Source organism: Rahnella perminowiae (assembly GCF_019049695.1).
In the GTDB taxonomy this organism is placed as follows: Bacteria; Pseudomonadota; Gammaproteobacteria; order Enterobacterales; family Enterobacteriaceae; genus Rahnella; species Rahnella perminowiae.
Map to the genome: position 1 here is coordinate 55,632 of NZ_JAFMOT010000165.1, position 21,019 is coordinate 76,650.

Consider the following 21,019-nt stretch of genomic DNA (forward strand, 5'->3'; position numbering starts at 1 on the left):
AGCGCCCCGGGAGGCGCTTATATATCGCATAGCTGAAACCGGACAGTCTTATTCGACAGTCACAGATTTCGCCAGGTTACGTGGCTGGTCAACGTCGGTACCTTTAATCAGGGCAACGTAGTAGGACAGCAACTGTAGCGGAACGGTATAGAAAATAGGTGCGACAATTTCCTCAACGTGTGGCAGCTGGATAATCTTCATGCCTTCACTGTCGGTAAAACCGGCATCCTGATCGGCAAAGACATACAGCAAACCGCCACGGGCGCGCACTTCTTCGATATTCGATTTCAGTTTTTCCAGCAATTCGTTATTTGGTGCCACCACGATCACCGGCATATCTGCGTCAATCAGCGCCAGCGGACCATGCTTCAGCTCACCCGCCGCATAGGCTTCCGCGTGAATATAAGAAATCTCTTTCAGCTTCAGCGCACCTTCCATCGCAATCGGATACTGATCACCACGGCCGAGGAACAGAGCGTGATGTTTATCAGAAAAACCTTCGGCCAGCGTTTCGATGGTTTTATCCAGCGACAACATTTGTTCGATACGCGCAGGCAACGCCTGGAGCGCGTGAACAATATCGTGCTCAACTTGCGGATTCATCCCTTTCAGGCGCCCCATACGCGCCACCAGCATCAGCAGAACGGTCAGTTGTGTGGTGAACGCTTTGGTTGATGCCACGCCGATTTCGGTGCCTGCTTTGGTCATCAGCGCCAGATCGGATTCACGCACCAGTGAAGAACCGGCTACGTTACACACTGCCAGAGAACCGAGATAACCCAGCTCTTTTGACAAACGCAGCGCGGCCAGCGTATCTGCCGTTTCACCAGACTGAGAAAGCGTGATGATCAGGCTGCCCGGACGAACGGCAGATTTGCGATAGCGAAACTCTGAAGCGATCTCAACATCACAAGGCATGCCAGCCAGTGACTCAAACCAGTAACGCGCCACCATTCCCGAGTTATATGACGTGCCACAGGCGATAATCTGCACATGTTGAACACGCGATAAGATTTCGTCCGCTTTTTCGCCCAGCTCGCTGAGGTTCACTTCACCGTGGCTGAAACGCCCTTCCAGGGTGTTTTTGATTGCCAGCGGCTGTTCGTAGATCTCTTTTTGCATATAGTGACGGTATACGCCTTTATCACCAGCGTCGTACTGCACTTTAGATTCAATTTCTTCACGCTCAACGGCATGGCCGGTTTTATCATAAACGCTGACAGAACGGCGTTTAATTTCAGCCACATCCCCTTCTTCAAGGAACAGGAAGCGACGGGTCACAGGTAACAGTGCCAACTGGTCGGAAGCAATGAAGTTTTCCCCAACGCCACGACCAATCACCAGCGGGCTACCGGAACGGGCGGCCACCAGGACAGACGGGTCGCGCCTGTCCATCACCACAGTACCGTAAGCGCCACGCAGTTGCGGGATCACACGCTGTACGACTTCCAGCAGCGTACCGCCCTGAAGTTGTTCCCAATGCACCAGATGTGCGATCACTTCAGTATCCGTTTCAGAATCAAAACGGTAGCCGCGTTCAGTCAGTAATTCACGCAGAGGTTCGTGGTTTTCGATAATACCGTTATGCACGACGGCAATGTAATCAGATACATGCGGGTGAGCATTCGCTTCAGAAGGTTCGCCATGAGTGGCCCATCGCGTGTGAGCAATACCGGTGCCGCCCTGCAAAGGATGTTCGTCCAGTGCATCAGCCAGCATCTGGACTTTACCCAGACGACGTAAGCGGCCCATTTTTCCCGCAGCATCAATGACAGCCAGCCCGGCGGAGTCATAACCGCGGTATTCGAGACGACGTAAACCTTCCAACAGAATTTCAGCAATATCGCGTTGCGCTACTGCGCCTACAATTCCACACATCAGTTTTATTCCTAATGAAGGTCCTTTCGGGACCTTTTTTGATGCCTGACCTGATTTATCCACAAGCCCCGTTTTCCGGTGTACTTGCGGTTCCCCGAGCCTTGTAGAGAGTGGGGAATTATTATGAACAGCTTATTTTTTCTTTACCGGTTTCTGCCAGTCTGGTTTATGTAACTGAGGCACCCGGCTTAACACTAAACCTTTGTCCGGCACGTCGCGGGTGACCGTTGTACCGGCGGCGATGGTCACGTTATTCCCCACTGTCACGGGCGCGACCAGTTGAGAATCTGAACCTACAAAGACATCATTCCCGATGATGGTCTTATGCTTATTTACGCCGTCGTAGTTACAGGTAATGGTACCTGCGCCGATATTGACGTTATCCCCTATATCAGCATCGCCAAGATAGGAGAGATGGCCCGCTTTTGAGCCTTTGCCGAGACGCGCTTTTTTGATTTCAACGAAATTGCCAACATGCGCACCTTCTGCCAGTTCAGCGCCGGGACGCAGACGGGCAAAAGGCCCGACCGTACAGCCGCTTTCCAGCACTGCATCTTCGAATACGCTGTACGGACTGACTTCGCAATCGTCGCCGATAACGCAATTTTTCAGCACACAGCCTGCGCCGATCTTGACGCGGTCACCCAGTTTTACGTGACCTTCGATAATGACATTGGTATCTATCAGTACGTCGATACCGTGCGACAGTTCGCCACGCAGATCAAACCGCGCCGGATCCATCAGCATTACGCCTTCGAGCAACAGACGCTCTGCCTGTTCACTCTGATATACGCGTTCAAGACGGGACAGTTGCAGGCGGTTATTCACACCATCCACCTCACTGTTACGCGCCGGATGCACCGTCGCGATGATATGTCCTTCGGCGTGCGCCATCGCAATAATGTCAGTGATGTAGTATTCACCCTGCGCATTGTTGTTGCTCAGTTGGCTGAGCCAGCGTTTTAATGACGCGCCATTGGCGACCAGGATGCCGGTGTTAATTTCACGGATTTTCAGCTGTTCTTCGCTGGCATCTTTTTGCTCAATGATGCCGGTAACGATGCCATTCTCACGGACGATACGCCCATAGCCAGTGGGATCATCCAGCACCACCGTCAGTAAACCTATGCCACCTTCCGGTTTGGCTTGCAGTAAATTATTCAGCGTATCGACGGAAATCAGCGGAACATCGCCGTACAGCATCAGGATATCTTCGTCATCGGCAAAATAAGGCGCCGCCTGCTGCATCGCATGACCGGTCCCCAGTTGCTCTGCCTGCAATACCCAGTTCAGATCACTGCCCGCCAGATTTTTCTTCAATAAATCGCCACCGTGACCATAGACCAGATGCACGTTGCGCGCGCCGACCTGCGTAGCCGCATCAATAACGTGCTGGACCATTGGCTTGCCCGCCAAGGAATGAAGAACTTTTGGAAGGTTGGAATACATGCGTGTTCCCTTGCCCGCGGCAAGGATCACCACACTCAGTGTGCTGTTCGACATAGGTAACCTGACAAATCCAATTTGAGTGACAAATGTAATCCGTTCAATGGACGGATTACTACATATTTCGCTTCAAAAACCACCCGAAAGCCGCAGCCAGCAAGGGTTGAACACGACATAGACTACAGCAAAAAAACGGAGGGTAAAGCGTCCACTAATCGTCCAAGTATTCCACTAAAATCGAAAATTAACCTTGGGGAAATGACTGAAAATACGCTTTTTTAAAAACAAAAAAAAAGCGACCCGAAGGTCGCTTTTTAAACTGATTTAGTTACATCGCTTTTCTGGTTAGTTCGATAACGCGAAGTTTCGCGATCGCCTTAGCCAGTTCCGCTGACGCCTGAGCGTAATCAACGTCGCCGTGAGAACCACTAATGTGTTCTTCCGCTTTGCGCTTAGCTTCAAGCGCTCGCGCTTCGTCGAGGTCTTGCCCACGGATTGCAGTATCAGCCAACACGGTCGTTGCATTCGGTTGCACCTCAAGGATGCCGCCGGAAAGATAGATATACTCTTCTTCACCGTGTTCTTTAACAATGCGCACCATGCCAGGCTTGATGGCGGTGAGCAGCGGAGCATGCCCCGGGAAAATACCCAGTTCGCCTTCGCTACCCGTCACCTGGATCTTTTGTACCATGCCGGCAAACATACGTTTTTCCGCACTGACAACATCCAGATGGTAAGCTTTTTCAGCCATGTCATCCTCTCTCACAACAAGCTAGCGTTACAGTTTTTTGGCTTTTTCCACTGCTTCATCAATGGTGCCAACCATGTAGAACGCTTGTTCCGGCAGGTGATCGTAGTCGCCGTCCATAATGCCTTTGAAACCACGAATGGTATCTTTCAGCGATACGAACTTGCCCGGAGAACCGGTAAAGACTTCGGCCACGAAGAATGGCTGGGACAGGAAACGCTGAATTTTACGCGCACGGGATACAACCAGTTTGTCATCTTCTGACAACTCGTCCATACCCAGGATCGCGATGATGTCTTTCAGTTCCTGGTAACGTTGCAGAATAGACTGCACGCCACGAGCCACATCGTAGTGTTCCTGACCAACAACCAGTGGATCCAGCTGACGGCTGGTGGAATCCAGTGGGTCAACCGCCGGGTAAATACCCAGTGACGCGATCTGACGACTCAGAACCACGGTCGCATCTAAGTGAGCGAAGGTGGTAGCAGGTGATGGGTCAGTCAAGTCATCCGCAGGAACGTAAACGGCCTGTACGGAGGTGATGGAACCACTTTTGGTAGAGGTGATACGTTCTTGCAGAGCGCCCATCTCTTCCGCCAGCGTTGGCTGATAACCTACCGCCGATGGCATACGGCCCAGAAGTGCGGACACTTCGGTACCGGCCAGGGTGTAACGGTAAATGTTGTCAACGAACAGCAGTACGTCACGACCTTCATCACGGAATTTCTCCGCCATAGTCAGGCCGGTCAGTGCAACACGCAGACGGTTACCTGGTGGCTCATTCATCTGACCATACACCAGGGAAACTTTGTCGATAACGTTGGAGTCAGTCATTTCGTGGTAGAAGTCATTACCCTCACGAGTACGCTCACCCACGCCTGCAAACACAGAATAACCGGAGTGCTCGATCGCGATGTTACGGATCAGCTCCATCATGTTTACAGTTTTACCTACACCCGCACCACCGAACAGACCGACTTTACCGCCCTTAGCGAACGGACACATCAGGTCCATAACTTTGATACCGGTTTCCAGCAATTCCTGAGAGTTTGCCAGCTCTTCATAAGAAGGCGCAGCACGGTGAATCGCACGACGTTCTTCTTCGCCGATTGCACCTTTCATGTCGATTGGTTCACCCAATACGTTCATGATACGACCCAGAGTCGCTTTACCCACCGGTACTTCAATTGGGTGTTCCAGGTTGTTCACTTTCAGACCGCGACGCAGGCCGTCTGAGGTACCCATTGCGATACAACGAACAACGCCGCCGCCTAACTGTTGCTGTACTTCCAGCACCAGTTTGGAGGTACCGTTTTCTACCTCAAGAGCATTGTACACGTTCGGTACTGCATCCTGAGGGAACTCGACGTCCACCACGGCGCCGATTACCTGGATAATCTTTCCAGTAGCCATCTTGAATCCTCTACGTAATTCGTAAACCTAGCTTAAACCGCGGAGGCTCCCCCGACGATCTCGGTGAGTTCCTGAGTGATGCTGGCCTGACGAGCTTTGTTGTATACCAACTGCAGCTCTTTGATCAGGCTGCCGCCGTTATCGGTTGCGGCTTTCATCGCTACCATTCGCGCGGCCTGTTCGCTGGCCAGGTTTTCTACGACGCCCTGATAAACCTGGGATTCCACATAGCGACGCAGGAGAGTATCCAGCAGTGCTTTAGGGTCCGGCTCATACAGGTAATCCCAGGATTTTTTCGCCAGTTCGCCGTCTTCTGCAGGTGGCAGAGGCAACAACTGAACGATACGTGGTTCCTGGGACATGGTATTGACGAACTTATTGCTAACAACGCATAACTTGTCTAAACGACCTTCGTCGAAAGCCTGCAACATCACTTTCACCGGCCCGATCAGTTCTGACAGAGAAGGGTTATCCCCCATGCCAGTCACCTGAGCAACAACGTTGCCCCCAACGGAGCCGAAGAAAGAAGCTGCTTTGGAACCGATCAGTGCGAGATCAACTTCAACACCTTTTTCGGACCAGCCTTTCATCTCTGACAGCAGTTTCTTGAACAGGTTAATGTTCAGACCACCACAAAGACCACGGTCGGTAGACACCACCAGATACCCGACGCGCTTAATTTCACGCTCATCCAGGTACGGGTGCTTGTATTCCAGATTCCCAAGCGCAAGGTGACCAATCACTTCACGAATGGTTTCTGCATAAGGACGGCTGGCCGCCATGCGATCCTGCGTTTTACGCATTTTGGAGGCGGCGACCATTTCCATCGCTTTAGTGATCTTTTGCGTGTTTTGCACGCTGCTGATCTTACTACGTATCTCTTTTCCGCCGGCCATCTCTGCTTCTCCTCATTACCAAACGGCCTGCTGCTTATCTGCCAGAGGCAGGGCAGCAAGGCCGCGAGGTGTTACCAGGACTGGGTTGCTTTGAAGGTATCAAGGATATTTTTGAATTTACCCTCGATCTCATCGTTATACGCACCAGTTTGGTTGATTTGCTGCAGAAGCTCGCCGTGCTCACGGTCGGCGTAAGCCAACAGTGCCGCTTCGAAGCTACCGACTTTAGACAACTCAACGTCTTCCAGATAACCACGTTCTGCTGCGAAGATAATCAGAGACTGCGCAACGATTGACATCGGAGCGTATTGTTTCTGTTTCAGCAGCTCAGTCACTTTCTGACCGTGGTTCAGCTGTTTACGGGTTGCCTCATCCAGATCTGAAGCGAACTGCGAGAACGCAGCCAGCTCACGATACTGTGCCAGAGCGGTACGAATACCACCGGACAGTTTCTTCATGATCTTAGTCTGAGCAGCACCACCCACACGGGATACCGAAATACCCGGGTTAACCGCAGGACGAATACCGGCGTTGAACAGGTTAGATTCCAGGAAGATCTGACCATCAGTAATCGAAATTACGTTGGTCGGAACGAACGCGGAAACGTCGCCCGCTTGCGTTTCGATGATTGGAAGCGCAGTCAGGGAACCCGTTTTGCCTTTCACTTCACCCTTGGTGAATGCTTCAACATACTCGGCGTTTACACGCGCAGCACGTTCCAGCAGACGGGAGTGGAGATAGAAAACGTCGCCTGGGTAAGCTTCACGACCTGGTGGACGACGAAGCAACAGGGAGATCTGACGGTAAGCAACAGCCTGTTTAGACAGGTCATCATAAACGATCAGTGCGTCTTCACCGCGGTCACGGAAGTATTCACCCATTGCGCAACCGGAGTACGGTGCCAGGTATTGCAGTGCAGCAGATTCTGATGCAGTTGCAACAACAACGATGGTGTTTGCCAGTGCGCCGTGCTCTTCCAGTTTACGAACCACGTTAGAAATAGTGGACGCTTTCTGGCCGATAGCCACATAGATACATTTGATGCCGGAATCACGCTGGTTAATGATCGCATCGATCGCCAGAGCGGTTTTACCGGTTTGACGGTCGCCGATGACCAGTTCACGTTGACCACGACCGATTGGGATCATGGCATCAACGGACTTATAACCTGTCTGCACAGGTTCATCGACGGACTGACGTTCGATAACGCCAGGTGCGATCGCTTCAACAGCTGAGAAGCCGTCGTGCTCTACCGGACCTTTACCATCAATTGGCGCACCCAGGGTGTTAACAACGCGACCTAACAGGCCACGGCCAACAGGAACTTCCAGGATACGGCCAGTACATTTTACTTTCATACCTTCGGCGAGGTCAGCGTAAGGGCCCATTACAACGGCACCTACAGAGTCGCGCTCCAGGTTCAGGGCGATAGCGTAACGGTTACCCGGCAACGCAATCATTTCGCCTTGCATGACATCGGCTAAGCCGTGCACGCGGATGATCCCGTCACTGACGGAAACGATAGTACCTTCATTGTGAGCTTCGCTCACCACATTGAACTGAGCAATGCGCTGCTTGATCAGTTCGCTGATTTCGGTGGAATTCAGTTGCATGCTCCAGTCCCCTTAAGACTGCAAGACGTCTGCCAGGCGTTCCAGACGACTGCGAACGCTGCCATCAATCACCATATCACCTGCACGGATTACGACACCGGCAAGAACAGACTTGTCAATTTTGCAATTCAGCTTAACTTTGCGAGACAGACGTTTTTCCATCGCAGCGGCAATTTTTGCCTGCTGTTCTTCCGTAAGCGGATTTGCTGAAGTTACTTCAACTTCAGCAACAGCCTCAAGAGAGGCGCGCAGTTCAATAAACTGCTCCAGTACTTGCGGTAGAACGCGTAAACGTCCATTTTCAGCCATCACCTTAATCAGGTTTTGGCCTGCGTCGTCGAGTTCGTCACCACATACGGCAATAAACGTTTTAGACAAAGTTTCAGGCGCGCTAGCACCGGAAAGCAGTTCTTCGATTTGTTCATTGCGCGTGACTTCAGCCGTGAACGCTAACATGGACTGCCAGCGGTCTAAGCTTTGGTGCTCAACGGCAAAGTCAAAAGCTGCTTTGGCGTAGGGGCGAGCTACAGTTACAAATTCAGACATCAGCCCCTCCCTCCTTACAGTTCAGCGACCAGTTTATCAACGATGTCGCTGTTAGCAGCTTCATCCACGGAACGTTCGATGATCTTCTCGGCGCCAGCAATGGCCAAAATCCCGACTTGCTTACGCAACTCTTCACGGGCGCGTTGGCGTTCGGCGTCAATCTCTGCCTTGGCTTGCGTCACGATCTTGTTACGTTCCTGCTCGGCTTCAGCTTTTGCTTCGTCGACGATTTGGGCTTTACGCTTGTTCGCCTGATCGATGATTACCTGAGCTTCAGCTTTGGCTTTCTTCAGTTGGTCGGTCGCATCGGCTTGCGCTAAGTCCAGCTCTTTTTTTGCGCGTTCTGCGGAAGATAAACCTTCAGAAATTTCTTTCTGACGTTTTTCGATGGCAGCCATAATTGGCGGCCATACGTACTTCATGCAGAACACGACAAACAGGACGAACGCGATAGCCTGGCCGAGGATTGTTGCGTTAAGATTCACAGCACAATGCCTCTTTCAAAGTGAATTATTTGATGTAGTTCGATTAACAGTGAGCAAGCTCAATGTTAGGCGACAGCAAACATCACGTACAGACCCAGACCAACCGCAATCATTGGGATTGCATCGACCAGACCCATAACGATAAAGAACTGTGTACGCAACAGAGGGATCAGGTCAGGCTGACGTGCAGCACCTTCCAAGAATTTACCACCCAAGATGCCGATACCGATTGCAGCACCGATTGCCGCCAGGCCCATCATCACAGCGGCAGCCATGTACAGCAGATCCATACTCAGGTTTTCCATGACAGTCTCCAGTTTGTTTCAGTTAAAACGCAGTAGTGTTGAAAGAAAATCAGTGTTTTTCAGATGCCATCGAGAGATAGACGATCGTCAGAACCATGAAAATAAAGGCTTGCAGCGTAATGATCAGGATGTGGAAAATGGCCCAAGGCACATTCAGGATCCACTGTGACCACCACGGCAACAGGCCAGCAATAAGGATGAAGATCAACTCACCCGCATACATATTGCCAAACAGTCGCAGACCCAGTGAAACTGGTTTAGACAGCAGGCTGACACCTTCAAGAATCAGGTTAATCGGAATGAAAACCGGATGATTGAATGGCTGCATTGTCAGTTCTTTGATGAAACCGCCAAAGCCTTTCATCTTAATGCTATAGAAAAGAATCAGAATGAATACGCCAAGCGCCATGGACAACGTGATGTTCACGTCAGCCGTTGGAACCACACGCAACGCAGGCAGACCAAGCAATTTTTCACCGATAGTCGGCAGCAAATCAATTGGCAGCAAATCCATCAGGTTCATCATAAACACCCAGACGAAGACGGTCAGCGCGAGAGGTGCAATCACTTTGCTTTTGCCGTGATACATGTCACGCACGCTGCTGTCGACGAAACCAACGACCAGTTCAACTGCGGTTTGCAGCTTCCCCGGGACACCGCTGGTGGCGTTTTTGGCTACGCGATGGAAAATAACCAGAAAGAGTACTCCGAGGAACACGGAGAAAAACATCGAATCGATGTTAATCGACCAGAATCCCGTCCCGATCTGAAGCTGAGTCAGATGGTGACTGATATACTCTTGTGGAGTAGAGATTTCTCCTGATGCAGACATGATGCCTCTTACCCTTTAGTAGTTAAGTACGGTAACTGTTAATGACGGCCGGTGCCAAAATCTGAGTCATCAACACCGATAAATAGGCCAACCCCAACGGAGCAAAAGCCGCTTTAAACAGGCCAAGTGCGATAATCATTAAGATCACCGTAGCCAGCACCTTCAGCGCTTCTCCAATTGCAAAGGACCAGGCAACCCGTCCAGAGACCGTTGTTTGCGCCTGATGACGCCATGCAAACAGCATGAACAGTATATTTGGTAACCAAGCGGCCAACCCACCCATAAGAGCCGATAGGGTCCATTCCAGGCTTTTTAAACCAAATACTGCACTGAGCAGAACAAAGGTCAATAACTGCAGTATCAATAGCTTTCTGGCAACCTTCACACTCTGTGTACTGTGTAAAATACCGGATACAGACATGACGTTTGTTCTCTCCGTATCGAGTACCTAGCTGGAGGTATACTGAATGCCGTATATCACTGCCTTTACTGTTTTGAGTCAAGCAGCAAAAACCGAGCAAATTATACGGGGCACAGGAACGAATTCAATGGATAAGTAGCGAAAAGGTGAACAATTATTTAAATTTTCCTCTTCATCACTATTTTGCCAACCAAACTATAGCTGAATTTGCCCTTTTTACTTTGGTTCGGTTATTTCATCCCCCGACAAAGAAGCGTGCACTGGATCACATAATTAACGCTAATCCCTTTATATACCCAGCATGCTTTCAATGTCTTTAGCTAAACAGGCTTTTTAAAAGCCATATAAATCAAATTGTTAATGAAATACTGCTCGAATATCAAACTTATTTAAAAATAGGCTCGATTTATTTACACAACAACCCAACAAATAACAACATTTTCATTACAAATTGAATATCAGCAGCTTGATGCCCGTTCAATTTCAAAAGTGACTATTACGCTCCGGATTAAAATAAAAACATCTCAGAAATGCTATCAGGGTGTAAAAAAGCGGTGTTTGGGTGTTCTTCCCTGCTATATAATTAGCCTGCTCATTTTAACTAAGTTAACACATGTTTTTTTTAAATCTTTTTTGATAAATCGCAACTTTAGTTTGCGCTAAGAATTATCAGATGACGTTCGCCGTCAAGTTCGGGTACCTGCAGCTTAATGACTGACTTCAGAGTAATCCCTGCCGGCAGCGCAGCAAGTTCATCATCAGGACGTACACCCTTTAAGGCATAAAAATGCCCCTCACCTTTCACGGGCAGATGGTGACACCAGGAAAGCATATCCTGCATTGATGCGAAAGCACGGCTTATCACCCCATCAAAAGGTGGATTCGGCGCAAATTCTTCCACACGACTCTGTATAGGCTCGATATTTTTCAGCCCCAGCTCATGCTGAACCTGACGCAAAAAACGCACGCGCTTACCCAGGCTGTCCAGCAACGTAAAGTGTGAATCAGGGCGAACAATGGCCAGGGGGATCCCCGGTAAACCCGGGCCGGTGCCAACGTCAATGAAACGGCTACCTTGCAAATGCTCGTTCACCACAATGCTGTCCATAATATGACGTACCAGCATCTGCATCGGGTCACGGACAGATGTCAGGTTGTAGGCTTTGTTCCACTTATGCAGCAGTTCAACATAGCCAATCAGTTGTTGTTTTTGCTGATCGGGTAACGCTATTCCTGCCGCAGCAAGCAGCGAGTCGAGTTTATTATGCACGGTGAATCCTCAGACAGAATCGATATGCCGGGAACAACCCGGTTTAAAAATGATAAAACATACAGAATGATGGGAAAAGTAAGAATCGACCGCCGCTTCGGGATACCAAGGGCGGTCATCAGAGCAGTCGTTTATGCGCTGCGGCGCAGCAAACCTTGTTTTTTAAGCCAGATCAGCAAAATTGAGATTGCAGCCGGCGTAATACCGGAGATCCGTGAGGCCTGACCAATGGAGGTTGGCTTGTGATCGTTAAGTTTGGCGATCACTTCATTTGAAAGGCCATTCACCTGCCGGTAATCAAGATCGACAGGCAGCACCGTATTTTCGTTACGCTGCTGTTTTTCGATCTCTTCCTGCTGACGGGCAATATAACCTTCATATTTTATCTGAATTTCCACTTGTTCTGCCGCCTGCGCATCCGGAACAGAAGGAGCGAACGGGGAAAGTCGGGTGATTAATTCATAGGTCATTTCAGGACGACGCAGCAGCTCTTCCGCACTGGCTTCTTTAGAAAGCGGGGCAGAAAGATGCGCGTTGATTTCATCAACCTGGGCATGATGAGGGTTCACCCAGATACCCCGCAAACGCTGACGCTCCTGCTCGATCATTTCCAACTTTTCGTTGAAGCGTGCCCAGCGGGCATCGTCAACCAGGCCTAACTCACGGCCCTTTTCTGTCAAACGTAAATCAGCATTGTCTTCGCGCAGCATCAGTCGATATTCAGCACGTGACGTAAACATACGGTACGGTTCTTTAGTGCCAAGCGTACACAGATCGTCAACCAGCACACCGAGGTAAGCCTGATCACGACGTGGTGCCCAGCCGTCTTCTTCACTGGCGCAACGGGCGGCATTCATACCGGCGAGTAAGCCCTGCGCAGCGGCTTCTTCGTAACCCGTCGTACCGTTGATTTGTCCGGCAAAGAACAGACCCGCGATAAATTTACTTTCCAGCGTTGGTTTCAAATCACGCGGATCGAAGAAATCGTATTCAATGGCATAGCCGGGACGAACGATCACCGCATTTTCCATCCCCTGCATTGAGCGGACGATCTGCATCTGTACATCAAATGGCAGGCTGGTTGAAATCCCGTTCGGATACACTTCGTTGCTGGTCAGTCCTTCCGGTTCCAGGAAGATCTGATGCGAATTGCGATCGGCAAAACGCATGACTTTATCTTCGATCGACGGGCAGTAACGCGGGCCGATCCCTTCGATGATCCCGGCATACATCGGGCTGCGATCCAGGTTGTTGCGGATCACATCATGGGTTTTTTCGTTGGTATACGTCATGTAACACGGGATCTGGCGCGGATGCTGCGACACATTACCCATGAACGAGAATACCGGCGCCGGATTATCACCGTGTTGTTGTGCCAGTACGCTGAAATCAATGGTACGGGCATCGATACGCGGTGGTGTACCGGTTTTGAGACGGTTAACGCGCAGAGGTAGCTCTCGCAGTCTCTGAGACAAAGAAATTGCAGGAGGATCCCCTGCACGGCCTCCGCTGTAGTTTTCCAGACCGATGTGGATCTTTCCATCCAGGAAAGTGCCGACAGTCAGTACAACCGATTTAGCGCGGAATTTCAGCCCCATTTTGGTCACAGCACCAACGACACGATCGTTTTCAACGATCAGGTCTTCAACAGGTTGCTGGAAGATCATCAGGTTTGGCTGGTTTTCCAAAGCGGTACGGACAGCCTGGCGGTACAGAACACGGTCAGCCTGAGCACGGGTCGCTCTGACAGCAGGGCCTTTGCTCGCGTTTAGTATCCTAAACTGAATGCCGGCATGATCGATGGCCGTGGCCATCAGACCACCCAGTGCGTCGACTTCTTTAACCAGATGTCCTTTCCCGATCCCGCCAATAGCAGGGTTACACGACATTTGTCCCAGCGTGTCGATATTGTGGGTGAGTAATAAGGTCTGACGTCCCATGCGTGCAGAAGCCATTGCAGCTTCAGTACCTGCATGGCCACCACCTATGATGATGACGTCAAATTGATCCGGATAAAACATGCGACTGCACCTCGGCGTTCAAGCGAACTTTCTTTGTATGGCGTTGGGAGGAGGGATTCTACTCAAGTTTTGAGCTTCCACAAGCCCCCGGGGATCTTCACTAATTAAAAGAAGATCTTTTTTATTTAAAGATCTCTTATTAATACTTCTATTAGGATCGCGATCCTCTGTGCATAAGTCTTTTTTGTTTATTAAGATCAGCATGCTAAGAAGGATCGAATGCTGTGAATGATCGGTGATCCTGGACAGTATAAGCTGGGATCAGAAGTGAGAGTTATACACAGCATGAAAAGCGTACAGGGGTTGTTAGAGGGATAACTACGGGTTTTACCCTGCTTTTAAGCCTAGTTATCCACATCTGATCGCCTGAAATTTACACTTATTTGATCAAATTAATCCAGTTGATCACCCAAACCTCAGCGGGATCTTCAGGAATTTCGTATTGCGTCACGTCGATCTCAAGGCGATCACCGATCCTTTTTGCCCCTAATGACGTCAGTTTGTTATCCAGGGAATTGATCGCGCCACAGAAAGTGTCATATTCACTGCTGCCCAATCCTAAGGCACCAAAGCGAACTTTAGACAGATCCGGTTGCTGCTCTTCCAACTGCTCCATAAACGGTTGCAAGTTGTCGGGCAGTTCACCTGCGCCGTGAGTTGAACACACAACCAGCCAGATCCCTTCCTGCGGGACTTCATACAGCTCCGGGCCATGAAATAATTGGGTGGAAAAACCGGCTTCTTCCAGTTTCTCTGCCACATGTTCTGCAACATATTCGGCGCTGCCAAGCGTACTGCCACTGATCAGGGTAATGTCAGACATAATGCTCTCACCCGGGAAAAGGAGACTATTGTACGCTGTGAATGAGCTGGGATCTACCTGTGGATAATAGGGGTATAGAAATCAGATGTCAGGGCTGGATGGTGCGTGTGATGGGGTTCTGCAGAGAGATCAGGGTCTCGGTTGACTGGATCTCATCAATTGTTTGGATCTTGTTGATAAGTACATGCTGAAGGGAATCAATCGAACGACACATGATCTTGATGAAAATACTGTAATGCCCGGTGGTGTAATAGGCTTCAACCACTTCTTCTATATTCTCAAGCTTTTTCAGGGCAGAGGGGTAATCCTTGGCACTTTTTAAAATGATGCCAATAAAACAGCATACGTCGTAACCCAGCTGTTTGGGATTGACGGTAATATGCGCACCGGTAATGATGCCTGCCTGCTTCATTTTCTCTACGCGTACGTGGATCGTCCCCGGACTGACAGTAAACAATTTTGCCAGTTCGGCATAAGGCGTACGGGCATTGTCCATCAGGGCGTTGAGGATCCCGCGATCAAGCTCATCGAGCTGGTAAATTTCAGTCATGGTCATCTTTCTCTTGTGGGCTTAATTTCTCTGCCAGCGTCGCTGTACGCGGCTTTTAACCCCGGTATCAAAGCGCCAGATATGATCGAAAATTCGCAGGATGCCGGGCTTACCATAGTGTGACATTGCCAGGGCATGAAAGCGGTGATGTTTTTCGCGCTGCAGTGATCTGACCTTCATTTGTACTTCATCTGGCAACCGCTGGGCGATAAAGTCCGAGATCACCACGGCATCCGCATCTTCCCACTGCGGAGAAGCAAGTTTATCCAGTGTGGCATTCAGGCAGGCTGCCAGATCGGTACCGCCGCGAAAATGTTGTCCCAGAAAGCGCAGCGCCTGATCCAGGCCACCGTTAGATGTCAGTTCATAATGGATCACTTCACTGGCAAATAACATGATGTAACATCGGCGGTTATCCGCCAGAGCGATCTTCAGTAATGCCAGACAGAATGCTTTGGCGCACTGTTCGTTAAAGCCGCCCATGGAACCGGACGTATCGACGCAGACCACAAAAGGCCCGCGCGGTTGCGGTTCCTGCTGCTGATAGACCACCGGCCGTTTGACCACTTTCTCACGCCAGACATCCCCTTGCAGGCGATATGTCATCAAACGCTTTTCCAGCAAGCGACGATAGAATTCGTATTCCAGCTCAGGCAGCCCCAGCGTCACCAGCTCCGTCGGCATGAGGCGCAAAATATCATCGCTCTGATGAATGCCGTTCACTTCTTCCGGCACTGTCGCGGGTTCGCGCACCATCAGCCGGTGCGTTTCCATTTTTGCATCTTCATGTGGACTGGTTTTGGCCGTCTGGCTGCGGCCCAGTTGTTCGGCCAGATGCATCAGTTCAGGCTGCTGCTGAAGGAAAGCGCCAAACCGTGCCAGTGACTGAATATCACCCCGCAGCCGCTTCCCTTTACTCATGTCCCACAAACGTCCGGCTGCAGTGTCGTTCTCGGCTAATAAAGGGGATAACTCGCTGCTGAGCTGCAGACGTTGCAGCAATTCTTCCTGCAATTGCTCCTGTTCCTGTTCGAGCAACTGATGATGAACGTTCACCGTCTGGAAGGTCAGGTTCAGGCGCCAGCGCTGAAGGAATAAAGTATGAAAGCTATTGCCGGTTTTTGACGTACGCGAAGCTTCATTATTTTCCTGTAAGGTACGGGCTTCTGTAGCAAATGGAGAACTGAGTTGCACCAGTTCATCGATGAGGGAAGCGAGACCGGACTGAAAAGACGTAGCATCAAGCTGCTGACAGTGCTGGTAAAGGTAGAATTCTTTGGCCAGCTCATGAGGAACCGGCGTTTCGTGGATCCTCTGGCGCAGGCGCAATTTCCATTCCGGAAGATCCCGGGTTAATGCACGCTTCAGACGGGGAAATTTCTCGAAGAAAACGACCAGTGCAGGCGCCGCCAGCAAGCCGACAATCAGTTCTTCAATCAGTTCGGCTTCGCTGATCGCCAGCAGCAGATCCAGTGACTCGAGACTGAACATGATCAGTGACCGCTGAATGTCTGTTGCTGATGACGCAACTGTTCAGCCACCTGCAGCAGGCTGGCTTCAATTTTTGCCATCCATTCAGCCGGAACAAACAGGCAGTTTTGCTGCTGGCTGAATTCGTGCCTCTGCTGCGCCAGTTTTGCGGTCAGGTCATTGAGCATATTTTTCATTTCGTCGGGAACAGCAATATGCGCATGGCCGGGCAGTGTCAGTGGTGTGCTCTGACGGCTCACATCCAGCACCAGAATTTGCTGTTTGTCATCGATTTCCAAATCCACGGTTTGTACAAAACCAATCCCGTTGAGTTTGGCTTTCATTACGCCCCCTTTATTTAGCCATTCTTCCAGGATGCTGCGTTCGAATAATAAGTGTGTGACTTTTATTTCATGCAGGTGCAAAGGCGTTTGCAATAACAAGGTCAGATTGGGGGTATTGAGTGATTCTGGCAGGCTGTATTGTGGCTTACGGCTGAAAATCCCGGCTTTCTTACTCAGTTTGATTGACTGACGCGTGCTCTGTTGTTGCTGATGTTGCATCCACTGCTGATTAAGCTGCTGGATTTTCATCAGCAACGCCCGCTGCTGATAAGCCTGCTCAGTGATGAGTTGCTCAATCTGAGTGTGCAGGAGGTTATACGTATTGAGATCATGCCATAAACAATCTTTCAGCAGGATCAGATCCACCGGGGTAATCGCTTTTCTGCCACTGAAAAATGCACAGGCCTGCAACAGGCGCAGGGCTTTTTTCCAGCGACGGTCAGAAACATAAGGGGCAGTATCCAGGGCATCAAGGCGCTGGCGCAGCTGGAAGATCAGCTCAAAGCAACTGTCTGAAAGATTGACTTTGTCGATCTCCGGCTGCCATTGTTGGTATTCTTCATCACTGATACTCAGAGACTCTGCTACCGGATTAGTGCTTTCATTGTTACGGCTGGTCAGCAGTGAGCGAAAATTTTGCTTATCCTGCACTTTATCCAGCCACAGACGGATCAGCATGCGGTCATACAGTGCCTCAAGACCACCATCAGCTTCGGGTAATTCGTTGGAAGCGCTGACCAGCAGACGTAAAGGTATTGCTTCTTCACGCTCGCCATTACGGAACCGGCGCTCGTTGATGGCGGTCAGAAGCGTGTTGAGAATGGCGGGACCGGCTTTCCAGATTTCATCAAGGAAGACAATTTCAGCTTCCGGCAAATAACCTTCGGTCAGACGCAGATAGCGGCCCTCATCTTTCAGGGCCTGAATTGATAGCGGACCAAAGACTTCTTCCGGCGTGGAAAAGCGTGTCATAAGATATTCAAAAGCGCGGGCATGGCGGAACGCGAATTTCAGGCGACGGGCGATCAGACTTTTTGCAATGCCCGGCGGCCCCAGCAGGAAAACGCTTTCGCCGCACAGGGCGGCCAAAAGGCAAAGTCGTATGGCATCCTGCCGTTCGTACAGGCCATGTTCTAATGCGTTGGCAAGACGGGCTATCCGTTCTGCCAAAAGGGGAGATTGCGCCATACTGTCTCTTTCGGTATCCATTAAGTTATTGAATAGTGTACTGGCTGGTGACGATATTCCACGTTTATTTTTATCGTTATAGCTTGTTGATTACTAAAAATTTTCTATTATCAAAAATGCGACCTCGTTCATAAGAACGCCGGTTTCACTGCGCATTTAAGGGTAGGCAATCTGATTTATTCGTGCATACTGTGCGCCTTTTAGTGGGCATCATAAGTCTGAGCGCACACATCGCTTACGGATGTTCGAGCAAAAAAGAAACGAAATATGAGCACTGAACATAAACGGTCACTCCCAGCAGTAACCCTGGCCGCCATTGGTGTGGTCTATGGCGACATTGGTACCAGTCCTCTCTATACCTTAAGAGAGTGTTTTTCTGGTCATTATGGTTTTAACGTTGAACCCAGCGTCGTTTTTGGCTTTCTTTCTCTGATTTTTTGGATGTTAATCCTCATTGTTTCGCTCAAGTACCTCACTTATGTGATGCGGGCGGACAACGCAGGCGAAGGGGGTATTCTGACGCTGATGTCTCTGGCAGGCAGAAACACGTCGGCGCGAACCACTGCCGTTCTGGTCATTCTCGGCCTGATCGGGGGAAGCTTCTTCTATGGTGAAGTGGTGATCACTCCGGCTATTTCAGTACTTTCCGCAATGGAAGGTCTGGAAATCGCAGCCCCTTCGCTCGATCCTTATATCGTTCCTCTTTCTATTACTGTTCTGACGCTGCTTTTCATTATTCAGAAGCATGGTACCGGCATCGTGGGCAAACTGTTTGCACCGGTAATGTTGCTGTGGTTCCTGACGCTGGCGGTGCTTGGCGTCAACAGTATTATGCAGAATCCTGAAGTGCTGCGCGCCATGAACCCTATGTGGGCAGTTAACTTCTTTATCGAGCATAAGTCGTTCTCCTTCCTGGCGCTCGGTGCAGTGGTTCTGTCGATTACCGGTGTTGAAGCGTTATATGCCGATATGGGCCACTTCGGGAAATTCCCTATCCGTCTGGCCTGGTTCACCGTGGTACTGCCTTCTCTGGTGCTGAACTATTTCGGTCAGGGCGCATTATTGCTGAAAAACCCGGAATCGATTAAGAACCCGTTCTTCCTGCTGGCGCCTGACTGGGCATTAATCCCGTTACTGATTCTGGCAACACTCGCGACCATTATCGCCTCCCAGGCAGTTATTTCGGGCGTGTTTTCCCTGACCCGCCAGGCTGTACGTTTGGGCTATTTACCGCCAATGCGCATTATCCATACGTCAGAAATGGAAGCTGGCCAGATTTACATTCCGGCTATCAACTGGCTGCTTTATTTTGCGGTGGTTATTGTTATCGCCAGCTTCGAGCATTCGAGCAATCTGGCGGCGGCTTATGGTATTGCCGTGACCGGTACGATGGTGCTGACCAGCATACTTTCCTGTACGGTTGCGCTCAAAAACTGGCACTGGAAACCCTTCCTGGTCGGACTTTTACTGATCGGTCTGCTGTTTATGGATATCCCGCTGTTCGCGGCGAATGCCACCAAACTGTTCTCCGGTGGCTGGTTGCCACTGACGCTGGGTTTGTGCATGTTCATCGTGATGACCACCTGGAAGAGCGAACGCTTCCGCCTTATGCGCCGTATGAACGAGCATGGGAATTCCCTGGAGGCGATGATCGCCTCTCTGGAAAAATCTCCGCCGGTGCGTGTTCCGGGAACGGCTGTGTATATGTCTCGCGCCATCAACGTCATTCCGTTTGCATTGCTGCACAACCTCAAACACAACAAAGTATTGCATGAGCGCGTGGTACTGCTGACGCTGCGCACGGAAGATGCGCCTTATGTGCATAATGTCCGGCGTGTCACCATCGAGCAGCTGTCACCGACGTTCTGGCGTGTAGTAGCCAGTTACGGGTTTAAAGAAACGCCGAACGTGGAAGAAGTATTCCATCGCTGTGGTCTGGAAGGATTACCGTGCCGGATGATGGAAACGTCATTCTTCATGTCGCATGAATCGCTGATCCTGACCAAGCGCCCGTGGTATCTGTACTTCCGTGGGAAACTCTTTATGGCGCTCAGCCGCAATGCCCTGCGTGCGCCCGATCAGTTTGAAATTCCGCCTAACCGGGTGATCGAACTCGGCACGCAGGTGGAAATCTGATCCTCATTTCTGCCGCTCAAAGGGTACCTTCGGGTACCCTGTTTTATTTCTGCTTCTGCCTTTCTTAAACGATAACTCAAATTTCCACGTTGTTTCCGAATCAGTCAGCGAAACGTTTCGACGCTGATCACAATTCCATCACTAGCTCGTTGCCATGTCCGTTAATCTTTATAAACTCTTCAATGAGCGAAACGTTTCGCTGTAGGAGTTCACAATGAAGAAGTCACCGCTGTTAAATGCCGAAATCTCACATGTTATTGCCCGGTTAGGCCACACCGATCAGCTGGTTATTGGCGATGCCGGTCTTCCGGTGCCAGCAGCTTGCCAACGCATCGATCTGGCATTAACCCAGGGAGTCCCCACCTTTTTACAAGTCTTAGAGGTAGTGACACACGAGATGCAGGTTGAGCGGGCTATCCTCGCCGAGGAAATCCAGACTAAAAATCCTCAACTCCATGAAGCGTTGCTCGCCCAATTGACACAACTCGAACAACACCAGGGAAACACCATTGCTTTGGATTACGTCAGCCATGAGGCATTCAAAGCGCAAAGCGAAAAAAGTCGGGCTGTGATCCGCAGCGGGGAATGTTCGCCTTATGCGAACATTATTCTGTGTGCCGGCGTAACCTTCTGA

General features: G+C 50.3%; 19 protein-coding genes. 2 read left to right on the forward strand and 17 right to left on the reverse strand.

The window, feature by feature from the left end; all coding sequences use genetic code 11:
• Positions 1-48: 48 nt before the first annotated feature.
• The 17 genes from glmS to ravA form a co-directional block, all read right to left on the reverse strand.
• A complete protein-coding gene (gene glmS / locus J1781_RS07470; protein WP_217220958.1) occupies positions 49-1,878 on the reverse strand; it encodes a glutamine--fructose-6-phosphate transaminase (isomerizing) in 1,830 nt (609 codons plus the stop codon).
• Between the two features lie 132 nt (positions 1,879-2,010).
• Positions 2,011-3,381, reverse strand: a complete 1,371-nt coding sequence (gene glmU / locus J1781_RS07475; protein WP_129954131.1) for a bifunctional UDP-N-acetylglucosamine diphosphorylase/glucosamine-1-phosphate N-acetyltransferase GlmU — start codon at positions 3,379-3,381, stop codon at positions 2,011-2,013.
• A gap of 271 nt (positions 3,382-3,652) precedes the next feature.
• Entirely contained in the window at positions 3,653-4,075 is a 423-nt protein-coding gene (locus tag J1781_RS07480; RefSeq protein ID WP_101077831.1) for a F0F1 ATP synthase subunit epsilon, read from the reverse strand.
• 27 nt (positions 4,076-4,102) lie between these two features.
• Complete coding sequence (atpD, locus tag J1781_RS07485) at positions 4,103-5,485, reverse strand: F0F1 ATP synthase subunit beta (RefSeq protein ID WP_013577684.1); 1,383 nt, start codon at positions 5,483-5,485, stop codon at positions 4,103-4,105.
• A gap of 32 nt (positions 5,486-5,517) precedes the next feature.
• Positions 5,518-6,381, reverse strand: coding sequence for a F0F1 ATP synthase subunit gamma (atpG, locus tag J1781_RS07490; protein ID WP_013577683.1), 864 nt, complete (start codon positions 6,379-6,381; stop codon positions 5,518-5,520).
• 71 nt (positions 6,382-6,452) lie between these two features.
• Complete coding sequence (atpA, locus tag J1781_RS07495; RefSeq protein ID WP_013577682.1) at positions 6,453-7,994, reverse strand: F0F1 ATP synthase subunit alpha; 1,542 nt, start codon at positions 7,992-7,994, stop codon at positions 6,453-6,455.
• A gap of 12 nt (positions 7,995-8,006) precedes the next feature.
• Positions 8,007-8,540, reverse strand: a complete 534-nt coding sequence (gene atpH / locus J1781_RS07500; protein WP_015699277.1) for a F0F1 ATP synthase subunit delta — start codon at positions 8,538-8,540, stop codon at positions 8,007-8,009.
• 14 nt (positions 8,541-8,554) lie between these two features.
• On the reverse strand, positions 8,555-9,025 hold the full coding sequence (gene atpF, locus J1781_RS07505; protein ID WP_120133800.1) for a F0F1 ATP synthase subunit B: 471 nt from the start codon (positions 9,023-9,025) through the stop codon (positions 8,555-8,557).
• A gap of 65 nt (positions 9,026-9,090) precedes the next feature.
• On the reverse strand, positions 9,091-9,330 hold the full coding sequence (gene atpE / locus J1781_RS07510) for a F0F1 ATP synthase subunit C (RefSeq protein WP_004093904.1): 240 nt from the start codon (positions 9,328-9,330) through the stop codon (positions 9,091-9,093).
• Positions 9,331-9,379: 49 nt separating this feature from the next.
• Entirely contained in the window at positions 9,380-10,162 is a 783-nt protein-coding gene (gene atpB, locus J1781_RS07515; protein ID WP_129954133.1) for a F0F1 ATP synthase subunit A, read from the reverse strand.
• A gap of 22 nt (positions 10,163-10,184) precedes the next feature.
• Complete coding sequence (gene atpI / locus J1781_RS07520; RefSeq protein WP_129954135.1) at positions 10,185-10,583, reverse strand: F0F1 ATP synthase subunit I; 399 nt, start codon at positions 10,581-10,583, stop codon at positions 10,185-10,187.
• A 649-nt stretch (positions 10,584-11,232) separates the two neighbouring features.
• Positions 11,233-11,853, reverse strand: a complete 621-nt coding sequence (gene rsmG, locus J1781_RS07525; RefSeq protein WP_217156670.1) for a 16S rRNA (guanine(527)-N(7))-methyltransferase RsmG — start codon at positions 11,851-11,853, stop codon at positions 11,233-11,235.
• A 131-nt stretch (positions 11,854-11,984) separates the two neighbouring features.
• Entirely contained in the window at positions 11,985-13,874 is a 1,890-nt protein-coding gene (gene mnmG, locus J1781_RS07530; protein WP_129954140.1) for a tRNA uridine-5-carboxymethylaminomethyl(34) synthesis enzyme MnmG, read from the reverse strand.
• 379 nt (positions 13,875-14,253) lie between these two features.
• Entirely contained in the window at positions 14,254-14,697 is a 444-nt protein-coding gene (mioC, locus tag J1781_RS07535; RefSeq protein WP_217138554.1) for an FMN-binding protein MioC, read from the reverse strand.
• Between the two features lie 88 nt (positions 14,698-14,785).
• On the reverse strand, positions 14,786-15,247 hold the full coding sequence (gene asnC, locus J1781_RS07540) for a transcriptional regulator AsnC (RefSeq protein WP_129954144.1): 462 nt from the start codon (positions 15,245-15,247) through the stop codon (positions 14,786-14,788).
• A gap of 21 nt (positions 15,248-15,268) precedes the next feature.
• Positions 15,269-16,738, reverse strand: a complete 1,470-nt coding sequence (gene viaA, locus J1781_RS07545) for an ATPase RavA stimulator ViaA (protein ID WP_129991561.1) — start codon at positions 16,736-16,738, stop codon at positions 15,269-15,271.
• Between the two features lie 2 nt (positions 16,739-16,740).
• Positions 16,741-18,249, reverse strand: a complete 1,509-nt coding sequence (ravA, locus tag J1781_RS07550; protein WP_217233403.1) for an ATPase RavA — start codon at positions 18,247-18,249, stop codon at positions 16,741-16,743.
• A gap of 267 nt (positions 18,250-18,516) precedes the next feature.
• Between ravA and kup the strand changes: the two genes are divergently transcribed.
• Positions 18,517-20,385: a low affinity potassium transporter Kup gene (gene kup, locus J1781_RS07555; protein ID WP_129954150.1), complete on the forward strand. Its 1,869-nt coding sequence runs from the start codon at positions 18,517-18,519 to the stop codon at positions 20,383-20,385.
• 214 nt (positions 20,386-20,599) lie between these two features.
• Positions 20,600-21,019 carry a D-ribose pyranase gene (gene rbsD, locus J1781_RS07560; RefSeq protein ID WP_129954152.1) on the forward strand — a complete coding sequence of 140 codons (420 nt, stop codon included), beginning with the start codon at positions 20,600-20,602 and terminating at the stop codon, positions 21,017-21,019.

Excerpts from the sequence above, each read along its gene's own strand:
- glmS (WP_217220958.1), bottom strand. The coding sequence starts at position 1,878 with ATGTGTGGAATTGTAGGCGCAGTAGCGCAACGCGATATTGCTGAAATT.
- glmU (WP_129954131.1), bottom strand. The coding sequence starts at position 3,381 with ATGTCGAACAGCACACTGAGTGTGGTGATCCTTGCCGCGGGCAAGGGA.
- J1781_RS07480 (WP_101077831.1), bottom strand. The coding sequence starts at position 4,075 with ATGGCTGAAAAAGCTTACCATCTGGATGTTGTCAGTGCGGAAAAACGT.
- atpD (WP_013577684.1), bottom strand. The coding sequence starts at position 5,485 with ATGGCTACTGGAAAGATTATCCAGGTAATCGGCGCCGTGGTGGACGTC.
- atpG (WP_013577683.1), bottom strand. The coding sequence starts at position 6,381 with ATGGCCGGCGGAAAAGAGATACGTAGTAAGATCAGCAGCGTGCAAAAC.
- atpA (WP_013577682.1), bottom strand. The coding sequence starts at position 7,994 with ATGCAACTGAATTCCACCGAAATCAGCGAACTGATCAAGCAGCGCATT.
- atpH (WP_015699277.1), bottom strand. The coding sequence starts at position 8,540 with ATGTCTGAATTTGTAACTGTAGCTCGCCCCTACGCCAAAGCAGCTTTT.
- atpE (WP_004093904.1), bottom strand. The coding sequence starts at position 9,330 with ATGGAAAACCTGAGTATGGATCTGCTGTACATGGCTGCCGCTGTGATG.
- atpB (WP_129954133.1), bottom strand. The coding sequence starts at position 10,162 with ATGTCTGCATCAGGAGAAATCTCTACTCCACAAGAGTATATCAGTCAC.
- atpI (WP_129954135.1), bottom strand. The coding sequence starts at position 10,583 with ATGTCTGTATCCGGTATTTTACACAGTACACAGAGTGTGAAGGTTGCC.
- mnmG (WP_129954140.1), bottom strand. The coding sequence starts at position 13,874 with ATGTTTTATCCGGATCAATTTGACGTCATCATCATAGGTGGTGGCCAT.
- mioC (WP_217138554.1), bottom strand. The coding sequence starts at position 14,697 with ATGTCTGACATTACCCTGATCAGTGGCAGTACGCTTGGCAGCGCCGAA.
- asnC (WP_129954144.1), bottom strand. The coding sequence starts at position 15,247 with ATGACTGAAATTTACCAGCTCGATGAGCTTGATCGCGGGATCCTCAAC.
- viaA (WP_129991561.1), bottom strand. The coding sequence starts at position 16,738 with ATGTTCAGTCTCGAGTCACTGGATCTGCTGCTGGCGATCAGCGAAGCC.
- ravA (WP_217233403.1), bottom strand. The coding sequence starts at position 18,249 with ATGGCGCAATCTCCCCTTTTGGCAGAACGGATAGCCCGTCTTGCCAAC.
- kup (WP_129954150.1), top strand. The coding sequence starts at position 18,517 with ATGAGCACTGAACATAAACGGTCACTCCCAGCAGTAACCCTGGCCGCC.
- rbsD (WP_129954152.1), top strand. The coding sequence starts at position 20,600 with ATGAAGAAGTCACCGCTGTTAAATGCCGAAATCTCACATGTTATTGCC.